This window comes from Stenotrophomonas sp. YJH_SMC_91 (genome assembly GCF_059368495.1).
Map to the genome: position 1 here is coordinate 289,254 of NZ_JCAFRT010000003.1, position 26,769 is coordinate 316,022.

Here is a 26,769-nt window from a genome sequence, read left to right on the forward strand (position 1 = left end):
TGAATGTCAGGTCGGCGCGGAGACGGGCCGCAAGCCCGCAGAAAGAGATGCGGACGGCCCCGGATCGACGAGGAGACCGGTACCGCCCGCATCGGTGAGTTGTGCCTGCAGGCCAAGGCACCACCGCCTGTGGTGCCTTGGCGCGGCCGCCTCATCGGCGGTGCCGCGATGCCGGGGCAGGAGCGCCCGGCGGGGCCATCGATGGCCGGGTCACGCCGTTCCGGGCGTGACGGGGTGCGTCAAAGCGTGGGGGACGTCGTTGGGAGCGGTGTTTCGTACATTCGCAGAAGTCGTTGCTTGGCCAGCAGCTTCTCGCGCTTCATGCGACCCAGGGTGACATCATCGATCGGGAGTACACCCAACTCCGCGTCCATGCACTTCTTGTTCAACTTGCGGTGCTGGTCATGGAGTGCCCTGAACTCCGGATCACGCGCGCGACGTGCGTCGATCTCGCTCTGGGGCTGATCTTCAAACATGATGGACCTCCTTCGACAGATACACGAACGCCCCGGCCGCAAGGCACGGGGCGTTGTTCATGGAGGAGCGCCGGTCGATGGCCACCTGGACGCCTGCAACGACCTGCGGCACTGGCCTGCGCACGTCGATCTGCTGCGGTTCGCGCCCTGCTTGCATCGGCCCGGCCCTCCCATCGTCCGGTCAGCGGCATTGCGTCCCGGACGATTGACCCTACGCCTGCTCAAGGCGGGGTACAAGACCCCTGCGTCAAAAAGACCGAACCCCGCCGGGGCGGGGTTCAGGCTGAATGCTCATCACAACGAAAAACAAACAATATCAAGCAATTACGGGGCGATGATGACCTCGGCCGAACGTGCCTGGGTGGAGGCCGCCTTCTTGCCGGCAAGCTGGATCCGGTTGCTCGCGACACCCGCCGCAACCAGGGCATCGCGCAGGGCCTCGGCACGCTTCTGGCCTACGCCGTTGGCACTGTCGTAAGCCTCGATGCGCAGGCGGCCCTTCTTGCCGATGTTCAGGTATTCGGCCAACGCCTTGGCCTGGTTGCGGGCGCCGCCGGACAGGCTGGAGGCGCCAGCGGCAAACGCATCGCCACGGAAGGTGAAGACCTCGCCGCGGCCATCGAACTTCGAGCCCGGCAGCTTCTGACCGGACACCAGCTCGGCTTCCTCGCGGGCCAGCTTGGCGGCGTTCTGCTGGGCGGCGCTGAGGCGCTGCTGCTGCTTGCCGGCGACGCTGGTCAGGGCGTTCTCGGCGTCCTGGCGGGCCAGGGTCTCGGCCTCGGCGGCCTGGCGCAGGCGTTCAGCCTCCTCGGCCTGCATCTGTGCCTGCATGCGCAGCTGTTCGGCTTCCTGGCGGGCACGCGCGGCATCGCGGCGGCTGGCCTCGATCAGCAGGTCGCTGCGGGTCCGCTCCAGGCGGTCGACCTCGCGGGCGGCCAGCGCGGTACGCACGGCCGTCTCGGCGATCTCCACCCGGCGCTCAGCCAGGTAGGTGGCCAGCTCCTGGTCGCGGCGCTTGGCCTTGTCCAGGGTGGCGATGGCCTGCTGGGCCTGCATGCGCTCGAAGGCGCCCAGCTCAGCGGTATCCGGGTTGGCCTGGATGGCCATCAGGCGCTGGCTCAGCTGCGCCACCATCGGGTTGTCGGCGGCCACGGCCAGGGTCGGCAGCGCCAGCAGCGCGGCCAGGGTTGCGGCAGTCATCGGCTTCACCGGCGATCCTCCCCGGTCGACAGCTGGCGTTGCAGCTGGTTGACCTCGTTGCGGCGCAGCTGCAGCTGCGCGGTCACGGTGGCTTCCTCGCTGCGCACGCGGGCCAGGTCGGCATCGGCGGCGGCACGCAGGGCCATGGCCGGGGCATTCTTGCGCTCGCGGCGGTCGCCGGCGGCGCGCTGGGCCTGCTCCAGCCCCTGCCGGGCCAGCCCGATCAGGTCCGGGGCGTACTGGTCGGCATCGGCCTGGGTGGCCTTGTCGACCGCCTGCCGGGCCTGGGCCAGTTCCATCGCGCCATCCTGCGCCCAGGCGGGGGCAGACAGTGCGAATGCAAACGCCATCACATACAGGCTGTGGCGCATTCGTGCGAAGCTAAGTCGTTTCATTGGGGAGGCCGTACCGGTTGTCGGTTCACGGCCATTGTCGTCAAGCCGACACCGTGCTGGCAACGGGCGTCGGCCGTTTCGTTGGGGAAAATTCGCAATGGATATCGGCTACTTCCTGAAGCTGATGACCGAAAAGAACGCTTCGGACATGTTTCTGACCACCGGGGCACCGGTCTACATCAAGATCGAGGGGAAGCTCTATCCGCTGGGCAACACCGGCCTGCCGCCGGGCATGGTCAAGAAGATCGCCTACTCGCTGATGGACGAAGGCCAGGTGCCGCAGTTCGAGCGCGAGCTGGAACTCAACATGGCCATCGCCCTGCCCGATGCCGGTCGCTTCCGCGTCAATGTGTTCAAGCAGCGCGGCGAAGTGGGCATGGTCATCCGTGCCATCCGCAGCCGGATTCCGAGCATCGAGGAGCTGAACCTGCCGCAGGTGCTGAAGGACGTCATCATGACCCCGCGCGGGCTGGTGCTGGTGGTGGGGTCCACCGGTTCCGGCAAGTCCACCTCGCTGGCGTCGATGATCGACCACCGCAACAGCACCACCACCGGTCACATCCTCACCATCGAAGACCCGATCGAGTACCTGCACAAGCACAAGATGTCGATCGTCAACCAGCGCGAGGTCGGGCTGGATACCCATGCCTTCCACAACGCGCTGAAGAACGCCATGCGTGAGGCGCCGGACGTGATCCTGATCGGCGAGATCCTGGACGCAGAGACGATGGAAGCGGCGATCGCCTTCGCCGAAACCGGTCACCTGTGCCTGGCCACCCTGCACTCCAACAACGCCGACCAGACCATCGAGCGCATCCTCAACTTCTTCCCGGAAAGCGCGCACAAGAACGTGCTGATGAACCTGGCGCTGAACCTGCGTGCGGTGATCAGCCAGCGCCTGGTGAAGAACAAGGAAGGCCGTCGCCTGCCGGCCACCGAAGTGCTGCTCAACACGCCGATGATCCGCGACCTGCTGCGTCGCGGCCAGGTGCACGAGATCAAGGCGGCGATGGAAGCATCGCTGGAAGAGGGCATGGAGAGTTTCGACCAGTGCCTGTTCCGGCTGGCCAAGGCCGGCACCATCGAGCAGGAGGAAGCGCTGCGCGCGGCCGACTCGCGCGATGGCCTGGCACTGAAGTTCCGCCTGTCCGAAGGCAGCAGCGGCGAGCATGACCCATACGCGGATTTCTCGGCCGGCGCACCCAGCATCACCCACGGCTTCTGACCGCACGAAAAAGGGGACGGAGGGGATTAAGTCGTATATGCACTTACGACTCAATCCCCTCCGTCCCCTTTTCCTGAAGAATTCAGGGGCCGTCTCATCCAATGAGACCCCTCATCCGTAGGTTTCCTCAATGGAAACCATCCGCAAGCTGGCCATTCTGGCCGATGCCGCCAAATACGACGCCTCCTGCGCCTCCAGCGGCTCGGGCAAGCGCGATTCGCGCGCCAGCGGCGGTATCGGCAGCACCGAGGGCATGGGCATCTGCCACAGCTATACGCCCGATGGCCGCTGCGTATCGCTGCTGAAGATCCTGCTGACCAACTTCTGCGTCTACGACTGCGCCTATTGCGTCAATCGCGTGTCCAGCAATGTGCCACGCGCGCGCTTCAGCGTGGACGAGGTGGTCACGCTCACCCTGGACTTCTACAAGCGCAACTACATCGAGGGCCTGTTCCTCTCCAGCGGCATCATCCGCAATGCGGACTACACCATGGAGCAGATGGTGGAGGTGGCCCGGCAACTGCGCGAAGAACACCGCTACGCCGGCTACATCCACCTCAAGACCATTCCCGAGGCGTCGCCGGAACTGCTGGCCAGCGCCGGGCGTTACGCCGACCGCCTGTCGATCAACGTCGAACTGCCCACCGAAGCCGGGCTGAGCGCCTTGGCGCCGGAGAAGACGGTGCATTCGATACGCGGCGCGATGGGCGAACTGCGTTGGCGCATCGAGGAAGCCAAGGAGGCGCGCAAGGCCCCCGCAGCGGTGGCGCCGACGGCCAGCCGCAGCGCACGCCCGCGCCCTCCCCGTTTCGCCCCGGCCGGGCAGAGCACGCAGATGATCGTCGGTGCGGACGGGGCCAACGACCAGCAGATCCTGGCCAGCGCCGACAGCCTGTACGGCAGTTACCGGATGCGCCGGGTCTACTACTCCGCGTTCAGCCCGATTCCCGATGCCAGCCGGCAGCTGCCGCTGCAGCCTCCACCCCTGCAACGCGAGCACCGGCTGTACCAGGCCGACTGGCTGTTGCGCTTCTATGGCTACGGCGTGGACGAGATCACCGACACCACCCAGGGCGGAATGCTCGATCTGGACATCGATCCGAAGATGGCCTGGGCGATCCGCCATCCCGAACGCTTCCCGGTCGATCTGAACCGTGCACCGAAGGAAATGCTGCTGCGGGTGCCCGGCCTCGGCGTGCGCAATGCAGAGCGCGTGCTGATGGCGCGCCGGCACGGGCGCCTGCGCGTGGCGGACATCGCCCGCCTGAAGGCGCCGATGAGCAAACTGCTACCGTTCGTGCTGTTGGCCGACCATCACCCGCGCAAGGCACTGGATGACCCGGCCGCGCTGCGAGCACAACTGGCCCCGCCGCCGCGCCAGGGATCACTGTTCGATGCACCGCCGGCAGCCTGACGCGCCGCGCTGGTCGCAGCGGGTGGATCCGCCGTGGTCGCTGCAGGCCTGGCGCGACGGCGCGCGTGATGCGCTGCTGCGGGGCGTGCGGCCCGAGCAATTGGACTGGCTCGAAGGCGGCGAGGCATCGCTGCTGGATGCGCCGCCGGTGCAGCAGGCACCGGTGGCAGCACAGGCAAGCGTTCCCGGCGTCCCGCGCGAATTCCTGGAACTGGCCGACACCTGCCTGTGCCATGGCGAACCGCAGCGCCTGTCACTGCTGTACCGGCTGCTGTGGCGGATCACCCATGGCGAACGCGCGGTGCTGACCAATCCCGCCGATGCCGATGTGCTGCGTGCGATGACATTGGCCCAGGCCGTCCGCCGTGACACGCACAAGATGAAGGCATTCGTGCGCTTCCGCGAGCTGCCCGGCCAACCTGATGCGTTCATCGCCTGGTTCGAGCCACAGCACCACATCGTCGACCGGGTCGCGCCGTTCTTCGCACGCCGCTTCACCGGCATGCGCTGGGCGATCCTCACTCCTTCGCGCAGCGTGGCGTGGGATGGACAGGCGCTGACCTTCGGCCCCGGCGCACGCCGCGAGGACGCCCCGGCCGAAGATGCGCGCGAGGCCCTGTGGCAGACCTATTACGCCAGCATCTTCAATCCGGCCCGGCTCAACACCCGGATGATGATGCAGGAGATGCCGGCCAGATACTGGCGCCACCTGCCCGAGGCGCAGCTGCTGCCGCGCCTGGTGCGCGATGCGGGCGATCGCGTGCAGGAAATGCATGACCGGCCCGCGCAGGCACCCCAGCGCAGGATTCCCATGCGTGGGGACGCTGCGGCAGCGCGCCCAGATACCGCCAGCCTGCAGACGCTGCGACAACAGGCCAGCGCCTGCCGCCAGTGCCCGCTGTGGGAGACCGCCACGCAGACGGTGTTCGGCCAGGGGCCGGCCGATGCGCAGGTGATGGTGATCGGCGAGCAGCCTGGCGATACCGAGGATCTGCGCGGCCAGCCGTTCGCCGGCCCTGCCGGCCAGTTGCTGGACCGCGCATTGGCCGAGCTGGGAATCGATCGCGCCACGCTGTACCTGACCAACGCGGTGAAGCACTTCCACCATGAGCGGCGCGGCAAGGTAAGGCTGCACAAGCGGCCGGAAAGCCGCCACATCCAGGCCTGCCGGCCGTGGCTGATGGGCGAGATCGCGCGCGTGCGGCCGCAGCTCATCGTCTGCCTGGGCGCAACCGCGGCAGCCTCGGTATTTGGCCGTGATTTCAATCTGTCGCGCGACCGTGGACGCTGGCACACGCTGGAGGAAGGCACCCGCGGCTACGCCACCGTGCACCCGGCGTGGGTGCTGCGGCAAGGCGATGGCGCGCGCCGCGAACGGGCCTATGCACTGTTCCGCGATGATCTCGCGCAACTGCTGCAAAAAGGGGACGGAGGGGATTAAGTCGTGAATGCACTTGCGACTTGATCCCCTCCGTCCCTCTACTTTCAGGCTGCGTCGGGCTGGTTTTCCGGGCGCGCGCGGTCGAAGGCGTCCAGCGCCTGACAGGCGGCCTCGATGCGGCGAAGGGTCGGGTACGGCGCAAGGTCCAGGCCAAAACGATGGGCGTTGTACAGCTGCGGCAGCAGGCAGAGGTCGGCCAACCCGGGGCGGTCACCGTGGCAGAAGGTGCCGGTGTCACGGCTGTTGGCCAGCATCGCCTCCATTGCCGCGAAGCCCTCGGCCATCCAGTGCAGGGTCCACTGCATACGGGCATCGGCCGGCAGCTGCAGACTGCGTTCCAGGTACTGCATCACCCGCAGATTGTTGATCGGGTGGATGTCGCAGGCCACCAGCTGGGCCAGTGCCCGCACCCGCGCGCGGCCGGCGGCGTCGGCCGGCAGCAGCGGCACCTGCGGGAAGCGCTCGTCCAGGTACTCGACGATCGCCAGCGACTGCGTCAGCGCATGCCCTTCGTGCAGCAGGGTCGGCACCAGCTGCTGCGGATTGAGCCTGCGATAGGCGTCGAGGTGTTGTTCGCCGCCGTCGCGCACCAGATGCACCGGCCGGGCCTCCCAGGCCAGGCCCTTCAGCTCCAGGCCGATGCGCACGCGGTAGGCGGCGCTGGATCGCCAGTAGGTGTACAGCACGATGCCGTCGTCGACCGGAATCTCCATGGCCGCCTCCATGCTCAGGGCTTGGCGGCCTGTTCGATGCGCTGCTCGATCGCACCGAAGATGCTGTTACCGGCGGCATCGAGCATCTCGATGCGGACCACGTCGCCGAACGACATGAACGGCGTGCTCGGCTTGCCGTCGCGCAGGGTTTCGACCACGCGCTGCTCGGCGAAGCACGACGCACCCTTGCTGGTGTCTTCATTGGCGATGGTGCCCGAGCCGACGATGGTGCCGGCGCCCAACGGACGGGTCTTGGCCGCATGCGCGACCAACTGGGCGAAATTGAACTGCATGTCCACGCCCGCTTCCGGCGCACCGAACCACTTGCCGTTGATGTGGGTCAGCAGCGGCAGGTGCACCTTGCTGTCCTGCCACGCAGCGCCCAGTTCGTCGGGGGTGACGAACACCGGCGACAGCGCCGAGCGCGGCTTGGACTGCAGGAAGCCGAAGCCCTTGGCCAGCTCGCCCGGAATCAGGTTGCGCAGCGACACATCGTTGACCAGGCCGACCAGCTGGATGTGGCCCGCCGCCTGTTCGGGGGTGGCCGCCATCGGCACGTCGTCGGTGATCACCACGATCTCCGCTTCCAGGTCGATACCGTAGTCCTCGCTGACCACCTTGACCGCATCGCGCGGGCCGTAGAAGCCGGCGCTGGTAGCCTGGTACATCAGCGGATCGTTGTAGAAGCTCTCCGGCACCTCGGCGCCACGGGCACGGCGCACACGCTCGACGTGCGGCAGGTAGGCGCTGCCGTCGACGAATTCATAGGCGCGCGGCATCGGCGCGGCCAGGGCCTGCGGGTCGAGGTCGAACACACCGTCGGCGTCGCCGGCATTGAGCGATTCGTACAGGGCGTTCAGGCGCGGCGCGATGTGGCTCCAGTCTTCCAGAGCCTGCTGCAGGGTGGCGGCAATGCCGGTGGCGCGCACGCCGTGGCGCAGGTCACGCGAGACGACGATCAGGGTGCCGTCGCGGCCGCCTTCCTTCAAAGAACCAAGCTTCATGGGTGGGTGTCCGGAGTCGTGGGCAAACAAGTTTCAAGTGTAATCAAATCTGCGGCGGCGCCAAGCTGCAGCGCGGCATCGGCCCACCCTACCGTAGTGGGGGGTTCGGCAGGGCTTGCAGCCCTGCACCGGCTCAATGCAACAGCAACGGCAACGTCAAAAGCGGCTCTGGCTTTCTGCTGGTTGGGCGGGGCGGTGTGGGCCGGCAGGACACGCCGTAAACCCGTCCATGGGGGCTCGATGGCGCCATCCATGGCGCCAACGGTCCTGCCCACCCACACCGCCGCACCCCCGACAGGTTCCCAATGACTGATCGAACATCCACATCATTCATCGTCGAGATCCGTCAGACACCGAAATTGATCGAATGAGATTCGACAGATCGCGGAAAACTGTCGAAGGCGGGGTGGGTCCGGTGACAGGGGCGTGAGCCGCATGGATGCGGCGACCGAGCTTACATGGACGTACTTGCAGCGCCCCCTGCCACCGGACCCACCCCGCCTCCCACAGGAACCCGGCCTTTGACGTTGCGTCAGCCTCTGCGGGTGCAGGGCGCAGCCCTGCAGAGAGAACCCCTACCTGAACAGGTCTTTTTGCGTGAAGTCTCAAACATCGTTTAGACTTGCGCAGTCTGCAGCGGCCGTCCGTTTCCCTCCGGGATCGCCGGCGACCAGGGTCCGCCCTCTTCGCCCGCCCCCACTCCGACGCCGTTCGTCACGCATTCCAGCCTGCGCTTCGTGCCGGCTGCACCCAATTCTCGCAGCGCGGTTCACGGGAACGCTCCGAGTCAGCCGATCAGTTTGATCTGCCCCCGTCTGTCCGTTCGGACAGGCGTTTCTTGTACTTGGAGCAAACTCAATGTCTTTTGAATCGCTGGGCCTGGCGCCCTTCCTGCTGCGTGCGCTTGCCGAGCAGGGCTACGAAAACCCGACCCCGATCCAGCAGCAGGCGATCCCGCTGGCACTGGCCGGTCGTGACCTGCTGGCCGGCGCACAGACCGGCACCGGCAAGACCGCCGCCTTCGGCCTGCCGCTGCTGCAGCACCTGGGCACCGCCTCGCAGGAAGTGCGCAGCGGCCCGCGCAAGCCGCGCGCGCTGATCCTGGCACCGACCCGCGAACTGGCCACCCAGGTGCACGACAGCCTGCGCGGCTACAGCAAGTACCTGCGCATTCCCAGCGCCTGCATCTACGGCGGTGTCGGCATGGGCAACCAGCTGGACATCCTGCGCCGTGGCGTGGACCTGCTGGTGGCATGCCCGGGCCGCCTGATCGACCACCTGGAGCGTCGCAGCATCGACCTGTCCGGCATTGAACTGCTGGTGCTGGACGAAGCCGACCGCATGCTCGACATGGGCTTCCTGCCGTCGATCAAGCGCATCCTGGCCAAGCTGCCGAAGCAGAACCGGCAGACCCTGCTGTTCTCGGCCACCTTCGAGGACAACATCCGCCAGCTGGCGCTGGAGTTCATGCGCAACCCGGAACAGATCCAGGTGACGCCGAAGAACACCGTGGCCGAAACCATCACCCACCGCGTGCACCCGGTCGATGCCGGTCGCAAGCGCGACCTGCTGCTGCACCTGCTGGCGCAGGACAGCCGCGAGCAGACCCTGGTGTTCGCCCGCACCAAGCACGGCAGCGACAAGCTGGCCTCGTTCCTGGAAAAGTCGGGCATCAAGACCGCGGCGATCCACGGCAACAAGAGCCAGGGACAGCGCCTGCGTGCACTGGGTGACTTCAAGGCCGGCCGCGTGACCGTGCTGGTGGCGACCGATATCGCTGCGCGCGGCATCGACATCAACGAGCTGCCGAAGGTGATCAACTTCGACCTGCCGATGGTGGCCGAGGACTACGTGCACCGCATCGGCCGTACCGGCCGCAACGGCGCGACCGGCCAGGCGATTTCGCTGGTGGCACAGGATGAAGTGAAGCTGCTGCGTGCGATCGTGCGCCTGCTGGGCCGCGACATGGACATCCGCGATGTGCCGGGCTTCGAGCTGCAGACGCCGATCCGCTGGGGCAACAGTGCGCCGGGCAAGGCCGAGCACGATACCGGCGAGCGCGCACCGCGCAAGAGCCATGCGCGCCGTCCGCACGGTGATGCGCCGCGCCACGCGCACGCAGGCCCGAAGAAGGCCGGCGGTGGCCGTCGCGAAGGCGGTGGCAATGGCCAGCAGCGTGCAGGTGCCGGCCAGGGCCAGCGCCGTGGTGGTGGCGGCAATGGTGGCGGCCGCGGTCGTGGCCAGGGTGGCAACGGCGGCGGTCGCGCCGGCTGATCCCAGCTGACATCGAGGGTGCTTCCCGCTGCGCGGGGACTATCGAGGGACGGCGCTGACGCGCCGTCCTTTTTTTGTTGCCGGCTACCGGGTGATAACGCACGCGGTGGCAGTACCGAGGGCGGATGGGCATGGGGGCAGCGCAGAACACGCTGTAAATACGTCCATGTAAGCTCGATGGCGCCATCCATGGCGCCAACGGTTCTGCGCTGCCCCCATGCCCATCCGCTTCAAGCATTGCCTGCGCCTTCTTCTCCCGCCGGGTAGCCGGGAGAAGAAAGATCAAATTCAAATTCAAATTCAAATTCAAACTCAAATTCAAAGGCAAAAGCCGAAGTCGCAATTCCTGGCTTTGCTTTTGCTTTTGCTTTTGTATTTGCCCTTGCTCCCGCCTTGGGGTCTGATGCGTCCGCGCCCGCAGGAAACTGTCATGGGAGGCAGGGGGCCTCAGCCAGGACCGTTGGCGCCAAGGATGGCGCCATCGAGCCCCCATGGATGGGTTTACGGCGTGTCCTGGCTGAGGCCCCCTGCCTCCCAAGCACAACAGAAACTCGGCGCCAAACACCTCAACCCCGCGCTTTCGCCGGATTCACCAGATTCCCGAAGAAGATCGCGTTGATCAGCAGTCGGTCCGTTCCGTGCCAGTACTTGCGGTGTGCCGGGTCATCGGCAAACAGCACCACGTTGCCCTGCCCCTGCGCCGACACCAGCAGCCATGCACTGCCTGCCACCCGCGTGCGGTTACGCTCGGACAGGTAGCCGTTCACCCGCGGCGGCGTGTCGATGCGCACCACCGTGGAGAACGGGTTCGCGCTCGGCTGCAGCGTCCCCGTGTTCTCCTTGTTGATCGCCAGCTGCCGGCGCGGCACGCCGAATGCCAGCGGATGGCTGGTATCCACGTCGGCACTGAGAATGTTGCCGCTGACCCGCTCGATCGCGGCAATGTCGCGCTGATCGCCGAACGCACGGCGGCTTTCGTCAGCAGCGTCTTCTTCCTTGCCGAGCTTTTCGCCGTCGGCGAGCTTCTGCTCGATCGCCCACTTCGAGGCACTGCCGTAGGTCACCAGTGAACCACCGGCCTGCACCCAGCGCTTCAGTGCAGCCACCGCCGTGGCATCGACGCCCGTGTAGGTGCCACCGGACAGCACGATCGTGGTGTAGCGGTCCAGCGGTACCTTGCCCAGCTGCTGCGGATCCAGCTTGCTGGCTGGCAACTGCAGCTGCTGGTCTAGCAGGAACCACGCCGATCCGATTTCGGTGGCGGCCACGCCCTCGCCCATCACCAGTGCCACCGCAGGCTTGCGCAGCGCCTTGACGCCGTCACTGCCGAGGTCGATGCCTTCGCGGCTGCGGCCGCTGGACAGCGCGTGGACCTGTACGCCCGCCTCGCGCGCGGCGGATGTCACTGTCTCGAGCAGCGCCGCGCCCTGCAGCGATTGCCCGGCAACCGGAATGACCAGGCTGCCGGCGGCGAAGCTGACGTCACCCTGCGCGGTCGCGGTGGTGAACGGCTGGAATGCCGCGCGTGCATTCACGCCCTTGCCCTGCAGCGCGGCCAGCGCGCGCCCGGCGTTGTAGTCGCGCCAGTCGATGGCGTAGGCGAATCCGGCCTCGCCGCCCAGCACCGCGCCCTGCTCCAACGGCAGCGCGGCCACGCGTGCGCCGCCTTCGATACGGCTGCGACTGCCCGCAAAGGCCAGGCCGTAGGCTGGTGCGATCGCATAGCTGGTGCTGCCGTAGAACACATCACCCTTGATCGGCGGCGTCTCGGCAAAGATCGAATGCACCAGGCGGAACTGCGCCTGCTGCACCGGCACCACGTAGGCGCTGCCGGCATCGAAGCGCTGCCCATCGACAGTGACTGCACGGTCCAGTGCGCGCACCTCGATCCGGTGCAGCAGCAGCAGTTCCAGCAGGCGACGGGTCAGGGCCGGGTCATGCGCATCGCCGAACACGAAGCTTTTCACAGGCTGCTGCGCAGCCTGCTTCAGCGCGCTCTGGAAGAACTGCTTCTGCAGGTCGAACAGGCCGCTGCGCTCGGTCACCGCGCCACGCACCGTGCCCAGCCCGGTGGCGACCTGGTTGCGGATGGTGAAGGGGAAGGTCAGCAGGCCATTCACCGATTCCTGCACGCGGCCGCGCGAGCTGGCCTGCTCGACGGTAACGCCGACAGCGCCATGGAAGTCCGGATAGGTGGAACCGTACACCGGCGAGAAGTTGTCGAAATTCTCGCCGGTGTAGTACAGCGACCCCAGCGCATCCAGCGCCTGCGCGTGGTACTTGGCGAGGGTCTTGTTGAATTCATACGACGCCGCCGGAATCAGCGGGCTGTGCATGCTCTTCGGCGAGGGCTCGAAGTAGTAGGTGCTGTCCTTGCCCATTTCGTGGAAGTCGATCTGCACGTTCGGGTACCACTGGTGGAACACCTCCACCTTCGGCCGTGAGTCCTGCTGGGTCAGGGCCAGCCAGTCGCGGTTGAGATCGGTGAAGTAGTGGTTGGTACGACCCTGCGGGAACGGCTCGACGTGTTCCTTGTCGGCGGGGTCGGCAGAAGCTGGGTCGGACGCCCAGGCGTTGTGCCAGTTGGCAGCACGGTCACGACCATCCGGATTCTGCGCCGGATCGAACAGCACCACTGCCTGCTGCAGCCATTGCTGGGTTTCTGCGCTGCGGTTGGCCACCAGGTAGTACGCCGTCAGCATCGCTGCCTCGGCACTGGAGGTCTCGTTGCCGTGGACGCTGTAGCCCAGCCACACCACCACCGGGCTGTCACCGGCGGCGCTGCGCGGCTGCGCCGGATCGGCCAGGGTCGCGTGCTGCTGGCGGATCTGTTCCAGCCGCGCATGATTGCCTGCAGCGGTGACGGTGGCGATCAACAGCGGGCGGCCTTCATAGCTGCGGCCGATCTCGCGCACGCTGATCTTGTCCGAGCGTTTCGCCAGTTCCTGGAAGTACGCCACCAGCTGGTCGTGCCGTGTGTAACGGCTGCCGATCGAGTAGCCGAGGAACTGCTCCGGCGTCGGCACCGCTGCATCGAACGCCGCTGCGTCGGTGACCTGCGGAAAGAAGTACGCGCTCTGTGCCTGCGCCGGCTGCGGCGAGGACAGTGCGGTGGCGGCGGCAAGCAGCAACGGAAGAACGGCACGGCGATGCAAGGACACGGTGACTCCCCTGGAACACAACGGCAGACGATCGCGCGGCCGGTCCCCTCAGGTGACCGGCCGCGGCGGATGGATCAGAAGCGGTAATCGAAGCCCAGCGTGAAGTAGCGGCCACGCAGGTCGTACTGGCTGAAGTCGTACGGCGCGCGGATGCCCGGGAACGAGGCGTCGTACGGCGGCGTCTTGTCGGCCAGGTTCTGCACCTTGGCATACACGGTCAGCTTGTCGATGCCGGTGTAGGCCAGGTACAGGTCGTACTGGCTGTAGCTGCCGACGCGCTGCTGCACGGCTTTGGCGGCGGTGCTGGCCTCCTGGCGGTAGCTGCTGGTGTAGTACCAGGTCACGGCTGCGTTGAAATCACCGTACTTCCAGTCCAGCGTGGTGGTGGCCTTGTCCTTGGGCAGGGTCGCGCCCAGGTTGCTGCCGGCGTAGTCGACCAGCGGCCCACCGACCACGGTCGGGCGACGGTAGTCGCGCACGTGGGTGTAGGCCGAGGACACGGTGAAGTCACCCAGTGCCGCGGTCGGGATGCGCTGGCGCAGCTCGACATCGATGCCCGAGGTCTTCAGCTCGCTCAGGTTCTGGTAGCGGTTGTAGACCGCCTGCAGCTTGCCACGCTCATCGCGCTGCACGGCGCCGGCCACGTTGTCGTTGACCAGGGTCTGGGTGTTGTTGGTGCCGACCAGGTTGTCCAGCTGGATGCGGTAGTAGTCCACGCTCAGGTTGGTGTTGGCCCACGGCGACAGCACCACACCGAAGTTGACGCTCCTGGTGCGCTCCGGCTTCAGTTCGTTGTTGCCGACGGTGAAGAAGGTGGGGTTCTGGCGCGAGCCCGGCACGTCCGGATCACGCGGGTCGACCACGCTACCGTAGGCGATGCTGGTGCTGTTGGAGTTTTCCGACAGCGACGGTGCACGGAAGCCCTTCGACGCCGACGCACGCACCAGCAGGACATCCAGCGGCTGCCAGCGCAGGCCGATCTTCGGCGAGAACGCATCGCCGAAATCATCGTAGTGATCAGCGCGCGCGGCGGCGGACAGCTCCAGCGTCGAGGCCAGCGGCACGTTCACTTCGGCGTAGGCCGCACTGACCTGGCGCTTGCCGTGCACTTCAGCAATGGCCGGGCGCACCTGCAGGCCGGCATCGATCTGCCACGGGTTGTTGGAGTCGAGCTTTTCGCGGCGCCACTCGGCACCCGCAGCGAAGCCGATCTCGCCGGCCCAGGTATGGCCCAGGCTGCCGGAAATCTTCGCATCGATACCCTGCAGCTTGGATTCGGCCGGACGCAGCGTGGCGATGTTGATCGAATCACGCACCGACTGCGGCGTGGCCGCCGGGTTGAGCAGGTTGTAGCTGCCCGTGGCCAGCGCGTCGGCCAGCGCCCAGCGGTTGGCGAAGCCACCGGACACGCTCTCACGCTCGCTGCTGCGCGCACCGAATGCAGCCACTTCCCAATCCCACTTCGCGGTGGTGCCGCGCAGGCCGAACACACCGCGGTAGGCGGTGGAACGGTTGGTCTTGATCGTGCCGCCCAGGTCGAAGAAGGTGTACTCGACGGGAATCGCGCGACCGTACGGGTTGTACGGATTGTTGGCCGGCAGCAGCGACGACACCGGCTCGGCCAGTCCGCTGTTCGCGTTCAGTGCGAAGCGGCCGCTCTCCAGGGTGAAGAACGGGCTGCTGCCGAACCACGCGGCACTCTTGATCTGGCTGTACAGCACTTCGCCGAACGCTTCGACGTTGTCGTTCAGGCGGAAGGTACCGTTGGCGTAGGCCTGGTAGCGCTTGGTCGAGGGGATCAGCGTGGTGAACGGTGCCTGGTTGAAGCCGCAGGTGTCGCCGGCCAGGCCGTCGATCGGTGCGCTGGCGACGCGGGTGGTGCCGGTCGGGCAGTTACCGTTGGCATCGAGCATCGGCACCGAGACGCCGTTGACCAGGTAGCGCGCGCCCTTGGCCGACCAGCCGTTCCAGCGGCCACCCGGCTTGTCGGTGTAGATGCCGCTCCTGGTCAGGTTGCGCTCGTCCTGGTCCAGGCGCTCACGGTTGTACCCCTGCAGGCTGAAGAGGATGTTGTAGCCATCGGTGTCGAGATCACCGAGGCCGCCGACGAACTTCAGGTTCTGCTCGTGCAGGCCGCCCTGGTCGGCACCGCCGAAGCTGCCGCCGATCTCGGCGCCTTCGAAGTTCTGCCGGGTGATGATGTTGACCACGCCGGCCACGGCGTCGGAGCCGTACACCGCCGAGGCGCCGTCCTTGAGCACCTCAATGCGCTCGACCGCGACCAGCGGCAGCGCATTGAGATCGACGAAGGTGTCGGACAGACCGCCGGCCGGGAAGCCGTAGTTGGCCAGGCGACGGCCGTTGAGCAGCACCAGCGTGTTTTTCTGCGACAGGCCACGCAGGCCGATGCCCGCCGAGCCGGACGCCCAACCATTGTTGGTGGTTTCGTTGCTGGCGTTGCCGGTGTTGGCCGAGATCGAACGCAGTACATCGGCCACGGTGGCCTTGCCGGTCTGTTCCAACTGTTGGCGGCCGATCACCTGCACCGGGTTGGAGGCCTCGGTATCGGTGCGCTTGATGTTGGAACCGGTGACGCGCACGGCGGCCAGGGTACTGGCTTCGCCACTGGCATCGGCGGAGGTTTCGGCGGCGGCGGACAAAGGCGCGGCCAGAGCGACGGCCAGGGCCGCCACGAGCAGGGTGTGCTTGGGCATGACGATGTGGGGGAGGTGGAAAGGGCGACGTAGTTCCGCAGTAGTCCATGCCTGGCCGGGATCCGGCCAATAACATCTCTTCATACGGATATAAGAGAAACTATCATCTCTTCATCCGGATGGAAAGAGTTACTTCACGAAAGCCCAACATCCGCTCAGGATGGCCGGCCACCTGCGGCGTACAATCGCGCCATGGAAATCTTCAAAGTCTTCATGCTCGAGGCGGCGCACCGCCTCCCCAACGTGCCGCCGGGGCACAAGTGCGCGCGCCTGCATGGCCACTCGTTCCGGGTGGAACTGAAGGTCGAGGGCGAGCCGGGGGCGCAGACCGGCTGGATCATGGATTTCGGCGACGTGAAGGCGGCCTTCCAGCCGATCTACGACCGCCTGGACCATCACTACCTCAATGACATCCCCGGCCTGGAGAACCCGACCAGCGAGAACCTGGCGGTGTGGATCTGGAACGAACTCAAGCCCAGCCTGCCGGCGCTGAGCGAGATCACCGTGCACGAAACCTGCACCTCCGGCTGCCGCTACCGCGGCCCGACGGCCTGATCAACCCATTGATCTGAAAGGTGTTTCAAAGGCGCCTGGGGCGCCTTTGTTATTTTTGTTGCATTGCCGCATCAACGGCGTATGCTGCAATGCATCAAGCCACTCCCTGATGCCCCCATGGCCGCCGCCTTCAGCGATCGCTTCAGTGATGCCACCCGCCAGCTCGCAGCCGCAGCAACCCGCGCGAACCGGTTGGCGTTGGAGAACGCGGAAAGCATGTTCGGCGTGCAGCTGAAGGCGATGGAGCGCAACCTGACCGCGACCGGCGGCTGGTTGGGGGAACTGGCCCGTAGTGACGACACGGCCGGGATGCTCAACAAGGGCGCACAGCTGTGGCAGGACAACCTGCAGCGGCTGGGCCAGGCCCAGCAGGACGTGGTCGGTCTCGGCCTGCAGGCCGGCAAGGCCTGGTCCGAACTGGTGCAGGGCTACAACGAATCAACGGCGGACGCGAACAACCACTGACGCGACGCAACGCTCATTGCGTGGGTCCCTCCCCCCACGCAATCCGGACCCGGCAGATCCCTCCCTCTGCCGGGTCTTTTTTTTGCCTGGCGTCTGCATTGAAGAGCGCTTCCTCGTCTGGATTCGCCGCGAACTGAAGGGCCCCGCCGGGACAGGCAGGGGCCTGGGCAAATGTCCCCCGGCGCCGGCCGTTGGCCGTCACCTCCTCCTTTACTTTGCCCAAACCCCTGCCCGCCCCGACGAGGCTCGGCGTGCGGTGAGGAAAGCGCAGCACGCGCGGCCGCCTTTCAAGGAAGCGCCGACAAACTCCGAACGCCGGGCGGATGCCCTTGCGTACGAAGTAAAGGGGGAGGTGACGGCCAACGGCCGGCGCCGGAGGACATTCGTACGCAAGGGCATCCGCCCGGCGCCACGCAGAATGAATCCGCCACACGCGTGTCTTCGTCCCGATTCCCCGCGAACTGACGGGCCCCGCCGAGACAAGCAGGGGCCTGGGCAAATGTCCCCCGGCGCCGGCCGTTGGCCGTCCCCTCCTCCTTTACTTTGCCCAACCCCCTGCCCGCCCCGACGAGGCTCGGCTTGCGGTGGGTAAGGCTGCGAACAATCTGCCTTCAATGAGGCGCCGACGAACTCCGAACGCAGGGCGGATGCCCTTGCGTACGAAGTAAAGGGGGAGGTGACGGCCAACGGCCGGCGCCGGAGGACATTCGTACGCAAGGGCATCCGCCCGGCGCCACGCAGATTGAATCCGCCGCACGCGATGCAGGAACGGCTCAGCGCCCGCGAGCACCGTGCCAGTGCTGGTGCCACGCCTGGAACATCAGCACGTTCCACAGGTGCGTGTGCCACTTGCGTTCGCCACGCAGGAACGCTTCCCAGATGCCGCGCACGCGTGCCGCATCGAAGCAGCCCTGGTTGCGCAGCAGCTGCGGGTCCAGCAGTGCCTCCGCCCAGTCGCGCAGCGGGCCCGCCAACCAGCGCGCCATCGGCGGTCCGAAGCCGCGCTTGGGGCGATACACCAGCGGCTCGGGCAGGTAGCGCGCCAGCAGGTGCTTGAGGATCCGCTTGTGCTCACCGTCGTGGTACTTCAGGTGCTGCGGCAGGCGCCAGGCCAACCGCACCACCTCCATGTCCAGCAGCGGCGCGCGCGTCTCCACGCCCGCCGCCATGCCCGCGCGATCGACCTTGGCGAGGATGCCCTCCGCCAGATCCATGCGGAAATCCAGCAGCTGGATGCGGGCCTCGGCCGGCAGCGCCGTGTCCTGCTGCTGGAAGATCGTCATCGGCTCGCGTGCACCCAGCACCACCTGCGCCGGCTGCCGCCAGCGCGTCACGCGCTGCAGGTAGTGACCTTCCACGTCGTTGGCGGCGACTTCCGCCACCAGTGCGCGCCAGCCGCCCAGGCGGCCGCGCTCGACATTCATGCGGTTGCCGCTGCGCCGCGCCAGATCACGCACCCAGTCCGGCAGGCCACCGCACAGGCGCGCATTGCGCAGCGCGCGGCCATAGCTGGGGTGGCCGAAGAACAGTTCATCGCCACCGTCGCCGGTGAGGGCCACCGGCTTGCGCGCGCCCAGCAGTTCACTGGCCAGCAGGGTCGGCAGCTGAGAGGCATCGGCGAACGGTTCGCACCAGACCTGCGGCAGCCGCTGCAGCAGATCCAGGCCTTGTCGCGCGTCCATCCGGTGCAGGTGGTGTTGCACGCCCAGATGCCGCGCGACCTGCGAGGCCCAATCGCTCTCGTCATGGCCGGGATCGTCGAAGCCAACCGTCCACGCTTCGATCGGAAGCGTCGACTGTGCCTGCATCATCGCCGTCACCAGCGAGGAATCGGTGCCGCCGGACAGGAACGCGCCGCAGGCCAGCGGCGAATGCATGCGTGCGGCGATGGCCTTCTGCAGCACAGCTTCCAGCTGGTCGGTCGCCTGCTCCAGGCTCGGCGCCGGCAGCAGCGGTTCCTGCAGTGCGCTCTGCATCGCATCGCGTGCGCACCAGTAGCGTGAACCACTCTGTGCGGTCTGGCTGGAGCCGCCAGCCGCATGGTCATTCAGATCGATGCGCAGCATCGCGCCTGCCACCAGCTTGTGGATGCCGCGGTAGATGGTGTGCGGTGCCGGCACGTAGTCATGGCGCAGCAGCAGGCTCAGCGCATCCTGGTCGATGCTCGGGGCGAAACCGGCAAAGGCCTGGAGTGCCTTCATTTCCGAGGCGAACAGGAACCGGCCCTGGTACCAGCCGTAGTACAGCGGCCGCTCGCCAACCGGGTCGCGGGCCAGCCACAGTTCGCGCGACTCGCGGTCCCATACGCTGAAACCGAACGCGCCCTCGATGCGGGAAAGCGCCCGTTCCACGCCCCATTCGATGATCGCCTGCAGCAGCAGCCGCGCATCGCTGCAGCTGCGTGGCAGATCGCGCAGCTGCGACTGCAGGTCGGCCCGGTTGTACAACCGGCCATCCAGGCACAGCACGTAACGGCCACAGTCCGAACTCAGGGGCTGCAACGGCGTATCGGTTGGCGCCCGGCAGTGGCCCAGCGCCAGGCCGGCCTCGGCATCGGTCCAGTAGCCGATGCGCCCCCGGCCGCGCTGCTGCAGGGCGCGCAGCATTGGCGCCAGCTGCTGCAGCAGGTGTTCGTCCTCGGCGGGCGGCAGCCAGGCCCCGACCACGCCGCTCATCGGGCACCTCCGCAGCGGCAGCGGCGGGACGGGTTCAGCAGGCAGGCGGCGGCGGGCGACATGGGAGCGACACGCGGAGCGGAGGAGACTCCATGCTCGGCCCGCCCCCGGCCCTGCGTCAGTCGCATTGCTGTCAGCGATGGTCACCGTGCGTATCACGAAGGTAACGTTTTGTAACAGCATCAGGCTATGCTGGACGCCAAGTTGTTGCCAGGCCTGAGGCCCGGCCCGTGCGCCAGCAACCCCGGCTGAATGGCGCCCGCCCCCGGGACCCGGGCGGCCCGAAGGCTGGGATAGCATCGCCGCGCTCGTGCCGTGGCGGTACGTGTGCGTCCACGGAGGCCTTGAAAATGCTGGATATCGTACTGGTCGAAGACGATGCCCGCCTGGGTACGATGGTCAGCGACTATCTGCAGCGGCATGGCTACCAGGTGGCCCACGAGCGCAGCGGTGAGCGTGCGGTGGCCCGGATCCTGGCCGACAAGCCCGCCCTGGTCCTGCTCGATGTCGGCCTGCCCGACCAGGATGGTTTCGAAGTGTGTCGGCAGATCCGCCCCCACTATGACGGCATCATCTGCGTGCTGACCGCCCGCACCGACAACATCGACCAGGTGCTGGGACTGGAACTGGGCGCCGATGATTACATCGGCAAGCCGATCGAACCACGGGTGCTGCTGGCCCGCCTGCGCGCCCACCTGCGCCGCCACCGCCGGGTCGAACCACGCGACGGCAGCCTCCGCTTCGGCGAGCTGAGCATCGACCCGTCCACCCGCAACGTGCACCTGCAGGGCGCGCTGCTGGAGCTCACCACTGCCGAGTTCGACCTGCTGTTCCTGCTGGCCAGCAATGCCGGCCAGATCCTGGACCGCGATGCGCTGCTGCGCGGCCTGCGCGGGATCGCCTTCGACGGCCTGGACCGTTCGATCGATGCACGCATCTCGCGCCTGCGCCGCAAGCTGGGCGACAACCCTGAACAACCGGAGCGGATCAAGACCGTGCGTGGCCGCGGCTACCTGTTCAGCCGCTCGGCATGGGGATGAAGCGCACGCCCTCGGCGATGCGCGGCCACGCCTTCCACTTCCTGCGCTACGGCATCGGCTTCCTGGTCGCCCACCTGCTACTGATCGTGCTGGGCCTGTGGGCCTGGGATGCGCTGCTGGAAGACCGCACCGAAGCCGGACTGCTGGCCGAGATGCGCGGTACCCATGCCCTGCTGCAGCACCGCTTCGCCGAAACCCCGCGCGAGCAGTGGCCGACGCTGGCGCGCGAACTGGACGCCGACTTCGCCTATGCCCTGCGCATGGTGCCGTTGGCAGAGGCGATGAAGGCGCTGCCGGCCAGCCAGCGCCCCCCCTTCAGCAACGGCCGGGTGCAGATCGACCTGGAGCACATGCGCAGCCTGCAGCGGATCGGCGACAGCGACTACGCGGTGATGCTCGGGCCGTTGGACGAAGCGCTGCCTGACGAGGGCTGGCAGGACAGCGAAGTGTCAGGCGTGGCGATCCTGCTGCTGATCCTGATGGTGGCCGTGGCGCTGCCGATGTACGTGATGGTCTACCGCCTGTGGCGCGACGTCTCGCAGCTGGCCCAGGCCGCCCGGCAGATGCGCGACGGCCAGCTGGATACCCGCGCGCCGCGCGCCGGAACCGCGCTGGTGCGGCCGCTGGCCAATGCCTTCAATCACATGGCCGAGCAGCTGCAGCAGCTGCTGGAAAGCCAGCGCGTGCTGGCCCAGGCAGTGGCGCACGAAGTCCGCACGCCGCTGGCGCGGATGCGTTTCGGCCTGGCCGACCTGGAGGACACCGCGCTGGACGAGATCCAGCGTGATGCCTTGGGCGGCCTGCGCACTGATGTCGATCGGCTGCAGCACCTCACCGATGCCGGCGTCGAGTACGCCGCGCTCGGCCGCTGCCATCAGCTGACCCGCCAGCGCCTGCAGCTGGCGGCACTGGTACGTGGCGTGGTGGCCCAGTTCGCACCGCTGCCGATGCCGGTACAGCAGGTGCTGTCGCCGGCGGGCCTGGTCAACGTCAACCGGCACATGCTGGAACTGGCACTGCGCAACCTGCTCGGCAATGCCCTGCGCTATGCGCGGCGGCAGATCCGTATCGCCAGCACGGTCAACGACGGCTGGCTGTGCCTGCAGGTGGAGGACGATGGCCCCGGCATCGCACCCGAACTGCGCGGCCAGGTGCTGCAACCCTATGTGCGGCTGGATCCGGGTAGCCCCGGTTTCGGCCTCGGACTGGCGCTGGTGCAGGTGGTGGCCGACAAGCATGGCGGCCAGGTCGAAGTAACCGATTCGGAGCTGGGTGGTGCCTGCATCCGACTGCACCTGCCGTTGGAAAGCGGCGCTGCCGTGGAGTGCGATGCGGCCTGCTAGACCGCTGGTTCCGCACGCGGCAACGCAAACGCGAACAACGCGCCGCGCTCGCTGTCACGCAGTTCGATGCGACGGCCGTGCAACTGCACGATGCGCTGCACGATCAGCAGGCCCAACCCGCCGTTCTCTCCACGTCGCGCGCCCAGCGCGGCCGGTGCCTGGAACAGCTGCGTGCGCAGTGCAGGGGCAACACCAGGTCCATCATCGGCCACGCTCACCTCCACGCTGTCCGGCGTCGCGCGCAGGCACACCTCGATCCGCCCACCGTCGGGCGCATGCCGCAGCGCGTTGTCGAGCAGGTTGGTCAGCACCCGCTCGACCAGGCCCAGATCGGCGCGCACCAGCGGCAGGCCGGGCGGGAAGTCCGCGTGCAGGTACTGGTTGCGAGCCTGCGCCGCCAGCTCGAATTTCTGCAGCACGTCCTGCAGCAGCTCCGGCAATGCGAACACCTCCCACTCCAGGCGCACTTCGCCATGTTCCAGCCGCGCCAGCTCGAACAGCGCACGCGCCAGCCGGCCAACCTTGGCGCTCTGCGCCAGCGCGATACCGAGGTAGCGGCGGCGCTCGTCCGGCGACAGCGTGGCGTCTTTCAGCGCCAGCGTTTCCAGATAGCCGTGCAGCGATGACAACGGCGTGCGCAGGTCGTGCGAGATGTTGGCGACCAGCTCGCGGCGCTGCAGGTCCTGCTGGCGCAGCTGCTGCCACTGCTCGCCCAGCCGCTGCGCCATCTGCGCGTGTGCGTGTTCGAGGATCACCAGCTCGTCGCGCTCACCGGGACGCAGCGGCTCCGGCGGCGGCAACGGCGTGGGTGCGTCGATGTCGAAGGCCTGGATGCGCCGGGTCAGCCGCCGCAGCGGGCGCGTCACCCAGTAGAAGGCCACCAGCCCGGCCAGCAGGCCCAGGCTGCCGACCAGCATCACCGACCACAGCGTGGTGTTCCACTGGCTGCCGGCGGCAAGGTCGTCGGACAGCATCTGACGGTGTTCGCCGACCAGCACCACGTACACATAACCGGCCTGGCGACCCTGCACGATCAGCGGCGCGGCACTGAACACCTTGCGGCCGTCCGTGCTGCGCGGGTCATCGCCCAGGATCGGCAACGGCGCACCGGCCAGCAGCCGGCGCAGCGGTGCCACGTCCACCCGGTTGCGCACCAGATGGCCTGTCGGCGCATCGTGGCCGAGGATGCGGCCCTGGTCGTCCAGCAGGTAGACCTCGACGCTGGGGTTGACCGCCATCAGCTGGCCGAACAGCGCGCGCACGGCGGCATCACGCATGCCGCTGGTGTCCATCAGTTCGCTGCGCTGGGCAATGTGCTCGGCCAGGCCCAGCGACAACCGCTGCACCACTTCCTGCTCGTGGCGGGTGTTGGCGCGCATCTGCAGCGCCAGCAATGCCATGCAGCACATCAGCATCAGCGCAGCGATCACCGCCGCCAGCTTCTGCCACAGGTTCGGCTTGATCATGCCGCCGCCCCGGCAGGATCGACCAGCTTGTAGCCACGGCCCCACACCGTCAGCAACCGCCGTGGATTGGCCGGGTCCGGCTCGATCTTGCTGCGCAGGCGATTGATGTGGGTGTTGACCGTGTGCTCGTAGCCATCGTGCTGGTAGCCCCAGACCTGGTTGAGCAGTTCCATGCGCGCGAACACCTGGTCCGGATGACGGGCGAAGAACAGCAGCAGGTCGAACTCGCGCGGGGTCAGCTCCAGTGCGTTGCCATCCACTGAGGCGGTACGCGCGACCGGGTCCAGCTGCAGGCCGCCCAGCTCGATCGCGCCGGCATCGATGCGCGCGCTCTGCGCCATCGCCTCGGCCCGGCGCAGCAATGCGCGCACCCGTGCCACCAGTTCCGGCATCGAGAAGGGCTTGGCCAGGTAATCATCCGCCCCCAGTTCCAGGCCGACGATGCGCTGCGTTTCGCTGCCTCGCGCGCTGATGATGATGATCGGCACATAGCGCGCCATCGCGCGTGCACGCTGGCACACCTGCAAGCCGTCCACGCCGGGCAGCATCACGTCCAGCACCAGCGCATCCCATGGCCCTTCCTGCTCGAGCAGGCGCAGGCCGGCATCGCCGCTGGCGGCATGGGCGACGTCGTAGCCCTCATCGCCCAGATGCATGCGCAGCAGGTCGGCGATGTGGGCATCGTCTTCAACGATCAGCACGCGTTTGGTGGACATCGGCAGCTCGGGGCCAGTTGGGAGGCTGGCTGCATTGTGGCGCGGGATGGACGCCGATACCTCACGAAAAATTGAATCCTGCGTGAGGATTCGTTGACCCGGGCGGGCGCAGCATGGCCCCGTCGCCCCTTCCCGGAGTCCGCCATGTCCCTTACCCGACGCCATCTGCTGGGCCTGGGCGGTGTTGCCACCGCCGCCGGCCTGCTCGGCCTGGGGGCCTGCAGCCGTGCCGCCCCGGCCGCCGCTGAAGCGCGCCCGTCGCGACAGTTCGAGGTCATGCGCAGCGATGCCGACTGGCGCCAGCGCCTGACCCCGGCGCAGTACGCAGTGCTGCGCCAGCAGGCGACCGAGCGCCCGTACAGCAGCCCGCTCAACAAGGAACACCGGCAGGGCACGTTTGCCTGCGCCGGCTGTGCGCTGCCGCTGTTCTCCTCCTCCACCAAGTTCGAGAGCGGCACCGGCTGGCCCAGCTTCTGGGCGCCGCTGCACAACGCCATCGGCGAAGACCGCGACGTCACCTTCGGCATGCTGCGGGTGGAGGTGCACTGCCGCCGCTGCGGTGGCCACCTCGGCCATGTGTTCAACGACGGGCCTCGCCCAACCGGACTTCGCTACTGCATGAACGGCGCGGCGATGGTGTTCGTTCCCGGTGCCGCTGAGGGCGGTACTGCCGATGGCTGGCGGGTGCCGGTCGGTTCTTCCCCTGCTTCCGGAGCCTGACGATGCTGCTGTTGCTGCTTGCCTACCTGGGGGGCGCGCTGACCCTGCTCAGTCCCTGCATCCTGCCGGTGCTGCCGTTCGTGTTCGCGCGTGCCGACCGCCCCTTCCTGCGCAGCACGCTGCCGCTGCTGCTGGGCATGGCACTCACCTTCACCGTGGTCGCCAGCCTGGCTGCGGTGGGCAGCCAATGGGTGGCACAGGCCAACCAGGTCGGACGCTGGATCGCCCTGCTGCTGATGGCGCTGTTCGCACTGGCATTGCTCTGGCCACGACTGGCCGACCACCTGCTGGCGCCGTTCCAGCGCGTGGGTGCCCGCTTGAGCGCGCGTGCCGATGCGGCCGACGCAGCGGGGCGTGGCGGTGCGTGGACCTCGCTGCTGATCGGCATCGCCACCGGCCTGCTGTGGGCACCCTGCGCCGGGCCGATCCTCGGCCTGGTGCTGACCGGTGCCGCGCTGCACGGGGCCAGCGCCGGCACCAGCACGCTGCTGCTGGCCTACGCGCTGGGCGCAATTACCGCACTGGCGCTGGCGGTATGGGTAGGTGGCCGCGTGTTCCGCGCGCTGCAGGCGCGGCTCGGCCTCGGCGATGTGCTGCGCAAGGTACTGGGCGTGGCCGCACTGCTGGCGGTGGTGGCGATCGGGCTGGGCTGGGATACCGGCCTGCTGACCCGCCTGTCTACGGTCAGCACCGCGCGCATCGAGCAGGGCCTGCTGGATGCCGTTCCCGGTGCGCAGCCGGCAGCACCGTCGATGATGATGGCGGGCCCCGATGCGAATGCCAATGCACCGCTGCCAGTGGAAGGCACCCTGCCCGCGCTGGATGGTGCCACCGGCTGGCTCAACAGCCCACCGCTGACGGCCCAGCAGTTGCGCGGCAAGGTGGTACTGGTCGATTTCTGGACGTACTCCTGCATCAACTGCCTGCGCGCGATGCCGTTCGTGCACGAATGGGAGCGCCGTTATCGCGACCACGGCCTGGTAGTGGTCGGCGTGCACACCCCGGAGTTCGCCTTCGAGCGTGACCCGCGCAACGTCATGAAGGCGGTGCAGCAGCTGAAGGTTGAGTACCCGGTGGCACTGGACAACCAGTACACGATCTGGCGCGCGTTCAACAACCGCTACTGGCCGGCGCAGTACTTCGTCGATGCGCAGGGCAACATCCGCGGCCACCAGTTCGGCGAGGGCAACTATGCGCGCTCGGAACAGGTGATCCGTCGCTTGCTGACCGAGGCCGGCCAGACGAACCTACCGCCGCCGGCCGATCCGGCCGCCGCCGATCTGAAGGGCGTGGCTGCGCAGGCCGACATGGGCAATCTGCGCTCGCCGGAAACCTATCTGGGCCACGCCCGTGCCGAGCAGTTCGCCTCGCCCGGTGGGCAGCGCAGCGACACCGCGTTCGACTACACGTTGCCGGCCAGCCTGGCGTTGAACCAGTGGGGCCTGTCCGGACGCTGGACCGTTACCGACGAGGCTGCGCAGCTGCAGCAAGCCGGTGGCCGCATCGCCTTCCAGTTCCATGCGCGCGACCTGCACCTGGTGCTGGCACCGGGCCAGGAAGGAAAGCCGGTGCGCTTCCGCGTCCTGCTGGATGGCAAGCCATTGCCCGCCACCGATGCCGGCACTGATGTCGGCGCCGATGGCAGCGGCGTGGTCGACGAGCACCGCCTCTACCAGCTGGTGCGCCAACGCGGCACGGTCAGCCCGCACCGCTTCGAGATCGAGTTCCTCGATGCGGGCGTGCAGGCCTATGCCTTCACCTTCGGTTGAACC

General features: G+C 67.4%; 20 protein-coding genes. 10 read left to right on the forward strand and 10 right to left on the reverse strand.

The window, feature by feature from the left end; genetic code table 11:
- Positions 1-239 precede the first annotated feature (239 nt).
- The 3 genes from AC5P5X_RS06835 to AC5P5X_RS06845 form a co-directional block, all read right to left on the reverse strand.
- Positions 240-476 carry an HP1242/YdcH family protein gene (locus tag AC5P5X_RS06835; protein WP_005407964.1) on the reverse strand — a complete coding sequence of 79 codons (237 nt, stop codon included), beginning with the start codon at positions 474-476 and terminating at the stop codon, positions 240-242.
- Positions 477-800: 324 nt separating this feature from the next.
- On the reverse strand, positions 801-1,685 hold the full coding sequence (locus AC5P5X_RS06840; RefSeq protein ID WP_005407962.1) for an OmpA family protein: 885 nt from the start codon (positions 1,683-1,685) through the stop codon (positions 801-803).
- Positions 1,682-2,047 (reverse strand): DUF4398 domain-containing protein, encoded by a 366-nt coding sequence (locus tag AC5P5X_RS06845; RefSeq protein ID WP_005407961.1) that lies wholly within the window; start codon positions 2,045-2,047, stop codon positions 1,682-1,684. The genes AC5P5X_RS06840 and AC5P5X_RS06845 overlap by 4 nt, the downstream gene beginning before the upstream one ends.
- Positions 2,048-2,168: 121 nt before the next feature.
- On the opposite strand from AC5P5X_RS06845, the gene AC5P5X_RS06850 reads away from it, so the two are divergent.
- From AC5P5X_RS06850 to AC5P5X_RS06860, 3 genes are all read left to right on the forward strand, one after another.
- On the forward strand, positions 2,169-3,296 hold the full coding sequence (locus AC5P5X_RS06850) for a PilT/PilU family type 4a pilus ATPase (RefSeq protein WP_004141526.1): 1,128 nt from the start codon (positions 2,169-2,171) through the stop codon (positions 3,294-3,296).
- 130 nt (positions 3,297-3,426) lie between these two features.
- Entirely contained in the window at positions 3,427-4,710 is a 1,284-nt protein-coding gene (locus AC5P5X_RS06855) for a putative DNA modification/repair radical SAM protein (RefSeq protein ID WP_005407960.1), read from the forward strand.
- Positions 4,691-6,151 carry a UdgX family uracil-DNA binding protein gene (locus AC5P5X_RS06860; RefSeq protein WP_111189299.1) on the forward strand — a complete coding sequence of 487 codons (1,461 nt, stop codon included), beginning with the start codon at positions 4,691-4,693 and terminating at the stop codon, positions 6,149-6,151. The genes AC5P5X_RS06855 and AC5P5X_RS06860 overlap by 20 nt, the downstream gene beginning before the upstream one ends.
- 44 nt (positions 6,152-6,195) lie before the next feature.
- Here AC5P5X_RS06860 and maiA read toward each other — a convergent pair whose 3' ends face one another.
- Positions 6,196-6,864, reverse strand: coding sequence for a maleylacetoacetate isomerase (gene maiA / locus AC5P5X_RS06865; RefSeq protein WP_033835418.1), 669 nt, complete (start codon positions 6,862-6,864; stop codon positions 6,196-6,198).
- A gap of 14 nt (positions 6,865-6,878) precedes the next feature.
- A complete protein-coding gene (locus tag AC5P5X_RS06870) occupies positions 6,879-7,868 on the reverse strand; it encodes a fumarylacetoacetate hydrolase family protein (protein ID WP_111189298.1) in 990 nt (329 codons plus the stop codon).
- Positions 7,869-8,726: 858 nt separating this feature from the next.
- On the opposite strand from AC5P5X_RS06870, the gene AC5P5X_RS06875 reads away from it, so the two are divergent.
- Positions 8,727-10,142: a DEAD/DEAH box helicase gene (locus tag AC5P5X_RS06875; protein WP_043033908.1), complete on the forward strand. Its 1,416-nt coding sequence runs from the start codon at positions 8,727-8,729 to the stop codon at positions 10,140-10,142.
- A 566-nt stretch (positions 10,143-10,708) separates the two neighbouring features.
- Here AC5P5X_RS06875 and AC5P5X_RS06880 read toward each other — a convergent pair.
- On the reverse strand, positions 10,709-13,303 hold the full coding sequence (locus AC5P5X_RS06880; protein ID WP_111189504.1) for a M14 family zinc carboxypeptidase: 2,595 nt from the start codon (positions 13,301-13,303) through the stop codon (positions 10,709-10,711).
- 74 nt (positions 13,304-13,377) lie between these two features.
- Positions 13,378-16,017: a TonB-dependent receptor plug domain-containing protein gene (locus AC5P5X_RS06885; RefSeq protein WP_012479047.1), complete on the reverse strand. Its 2,640-nt coding sequence runs from the start codon at positions 16,015-16,017 to the stop codon at positions 13,378-13,380.
- A 192-nt stretch (positions 16,018-16,209) separates the two neighbouring features.
- Between AC5P5X_RS06885 and queD the strand changes: the two genes are divergently transcribed.
- The gene (gene queD / locus AC5P5X_RS06890) at positions 16,210-16,572 is read left to right on the forward strand and encodes a 6-carboxytetrahydropterin synthase QueD (RefSeq protein WP_005407953.1); all 363 of its coding nucleotides are present in this window, start codon (positions 16,210-16,212) and stop codon (positions 16,570-16,572) included.
- Positions 16,573-16,689: 117 nt separating this feature from the next.
- Positions 16,690-17,037 (forward strand): phasin family protein, encoded by a 348-nt coding sequence (locus AC5P5X_RS06895; protein ID WP_005407952.1) that lies wholly within the window; start codon positions 16,690-16,692, stop codon positions 17,035-17,037.
- Between the two features lie 773 nt (positions 17,038-17,810).
- On the opposite strand, the gene asnB is transcribed toward AC5P5X_RS06895, so the two are convergent.
- Positions 17,811-19,712 carry an asparagine synthase (glutamine-hydrolyzing) gene (gene asnB / locus AC5P5X_RS06900; RefSeq protein ID WP_111189665.1) on the reverse strand — a complete coding sequence of 634 codons (1,902 nt, stop codon included), beginning with the start codon at positions 19,710-19,712 and terminating at the stop codon, positions 17,811-17,813.
- Between the two features lie 350 nt (positions 19,713-20,062).
- On the opposite strand from asnB, the gene AC5P5X_RS06905 reads away from it, so the two are divergent.
- Both AC5P5X_RS06905 and AC5P5X_RS06910 read left to right on the forward strand, forming a co-directional pair.
- A complete protein-coding gene (locus AC5P5X_RS06905) occupies positions 20,063-20,752 on the forward strand; it encodes a winged helix-turn-helix domain-containing protein (RefSeq protein WP_005407950.1) in 690 nt (229 codons plus the stop codon).
- Positions 20,749-22,095, forward strand: coding sequence for an ATP-binding protein (locus AC5P5X_RS06910; protein WP_043033912.1), 1,347 nt, complete (start codon positions 20,749-20,751; stop codon positions 22,093-22,095). Before AC5P5X_RS06905 ends, AC5P5X_RS06910 begins: the two co-directional genes overlap by 4 nt.
- Here AC5P5X_RS06910 and AC5P5X_RS06915 read toward each other — a convergent pair.
- Both AC5P5X_RS06915 and AC5P5X_RS06920 read right to left on the reverse strand, forming a co-directional pair.
- A complete protein-coding gene (locus AC5P5X_RS06915; RefSeq protein ID WP_005412149.1) occupies positions 22,092-23,561 on the reverse strand; it encodes a sensor histidine kinase in 1,470 nt (489 codons plus the stop codon). The genes AC5P5X_RS06910 and AC5P5X_RS06915 overlap by 4 nt on opposite strands.
- Positions 23,558-24,277, reverse strand: coding sequence for a response regulator transcription factor (locus tag AC5P5X_RS06920; protein WP_005407947.1), 720 nt, complete (start codon positions 24,275-24,277; stop codon positions 23,558-23,560). Before AC5P5X_RS06920 ends, AC5P5X_RS06915 begins: the two co-directional genes overlap by 4 nt.
- A 144-nt stretch (positions 24,278-24,421) precedes the next feature.
- Here AC5P5X_RS06920 and msrB point away from each other — a divergent pair, with 144 nt between their 5' ends.
- Both msrB and AC5P5X_RS06930 read left to right on the forward strand, forming a co-directional pair.
- On the forward strand, positions 24,422-24,997 hold the full coding sequence (gene msrB, locus AC5P5X_RS06925) for a peptide-methionine (R)-S-oxide reductase MsrB (protein WP_005407946.1): 576 nt from the start codon (positions 24,422-24,424) through the stop codon (positions 24,995-24,997).
- A gap of 2 nt (positions 24,998-24,999) precedes the next feature.
- The gene (locus AC5P5X_RS06930) at positions 25,000-26,766 is read left to right on the forward strand and encodes a cytochrome c biogenesis protein DipZ (RefSeq protein WP_111189666.1); all 1,767 of its coding nucleotides are present in this window, start codon (positions 25,000-25,002) and stop codon (positions 26,764-26,766) included.
- Positions 26,767-26,769 lie beyond the last annotated feature (3 nt).

What these genes read in the sequence shown, in the direction of transcription:
- AC5P5X_RS06835 (WP_005407964.1), bottom strand. Translation starts at nt 476, where the DNA reads ATGTTTGAAGATCAGCCCCAGAGCGAGATCGACGCACGTCGCGCGCGT.
- AC5P5X_RS06845 (WP_005407961.1), bottom strand. Translation starts at nt 2,047, where the DNA reads ATGCGCCACAGCCTGTATGTGATGGCGTTTGCATTCGCACTGTCTGCC.
- AC5P5X_RS06850 (WP_004141526.1), top strand. Translation starts at nt 2,169, where the DNA reads ATGGATATCGGCTACTTCCTGAAGCTGATGACCGAAAAGAACGCTTCG.
- AC5P5X_RS06855 (WP_005407960.1), top strand. Translation starts at nt 3,427, where the DNA reads ATGGAAACCATCCGCAAGCTGGCCATTCTGGCCGATGCCGCCAAATAC.
- AC5P5X_RS06860 (WP_111189299.1), top strand. Translation starts at nt 4,691, where the DNA reads ATGCACCGCCGGCAGCCTGACGCGCCGCGCTGGTCGCAGCGGGTGGAT.
- maiA (WP_033835418.1), bottom strand. Translation starts at nt 6,864, where the DNA reads ATGGAGATTCCGGTCGACGACGGCATCGTGCTGTACACCTACTGGCGA.
- AC5P5X_RS06870 (WP_111189298.1), bottom strand. Translation starts at nt 7,868, where the DNA reads ATGAAGCTTGGTTCTTTGAAGGAAGGCGGCCGCGACGGCACCCTGATC.
- AC5P5X_RS06875 (WP_043033908.1), top strand. Translation starts at nt 8,727, where the DNA reads ATGTCTTTTGAATCGCTGGGCCTGGCGCCCTTCCTGCTGCGTGCGCTT.
- AC5P5X_RS06885 (WP_012479047.1), bottom strand. Translation starts at nt 16,017, where the DNA reads ATGCCCAAGCACACCCTGCTCGTGGCGGCCCTGGCCGTCGCTCTGGCC.
- queD (WP_005407953.1), top strand. Translation starts at nt 16,210, where the DNA reads ATGGAAATCTTCAAAGTCTTCATGCTCGAGGCGGCGCACCGCCTCCCC.
- AC5P5X_RS06895 (WP_005407952.1), top strand. Translation starts at nt 16,690, where the DNA reads ATGGCCGCCGCCTTCAGCGATCGCTTCAGTGATGCCACCCGCCAGCTC.
- asnB (WP_111189665.1), bottom strand. Translation starts at nt 19,712, where the DNA reads ATGAGCGGCGTGGTCGGGGCCTGGCTGCCGCCCGCCGAGGACGAACAC.
- AC5P5X_RS06905 (WP_005407950.1), top strand. Translation starts at nt 20,063, where the DNA reads ATGCTGGATATCGTACTGGTCGAAGACGATGCCCGCCTGGGTACGATG.
- AC5P5X_RS06910 (WP_043033912.1), top strand. Translation starts at nt 20,749, where the DNA reads ATGAAGCGCACGCCCTCGGCGATGCGCGGCCACGCCTTCCACTTCCTG.
- AC5P5X_RS06915 (WP_005412149.1), bottom strand. Translation starts at nt 23,561, where the DNA reads ATGATCAAGCCGAACCTGTGGCAGAAGCTGGCGGCGGTGATCGCTGCG.
- AC5P5X_RS06920 (WP_005407947.1), bottom strand. Translation starts at nt 24,277, where the DNA reads ATGTCCACCAAACGCGTGCTGATCGTTGAAGACGATGCCCACATCGCC.
- msrB (WP_005407946.1), top strand. Translation starts at nt 24,422, where the DNA reads ATGTCCCTTACCCGACGCCATCTGCTGGGCCTGGGCGGTGTTGCCACC.
- AC5P5X_RS06930 (WP_111189666.1), top strand. Translation starts at nt 25,000, where the DNA reads ATGCTGCTGTTGCTGCTTGCCTACCTGGGGGGCGCGCTGACCCTGCTC.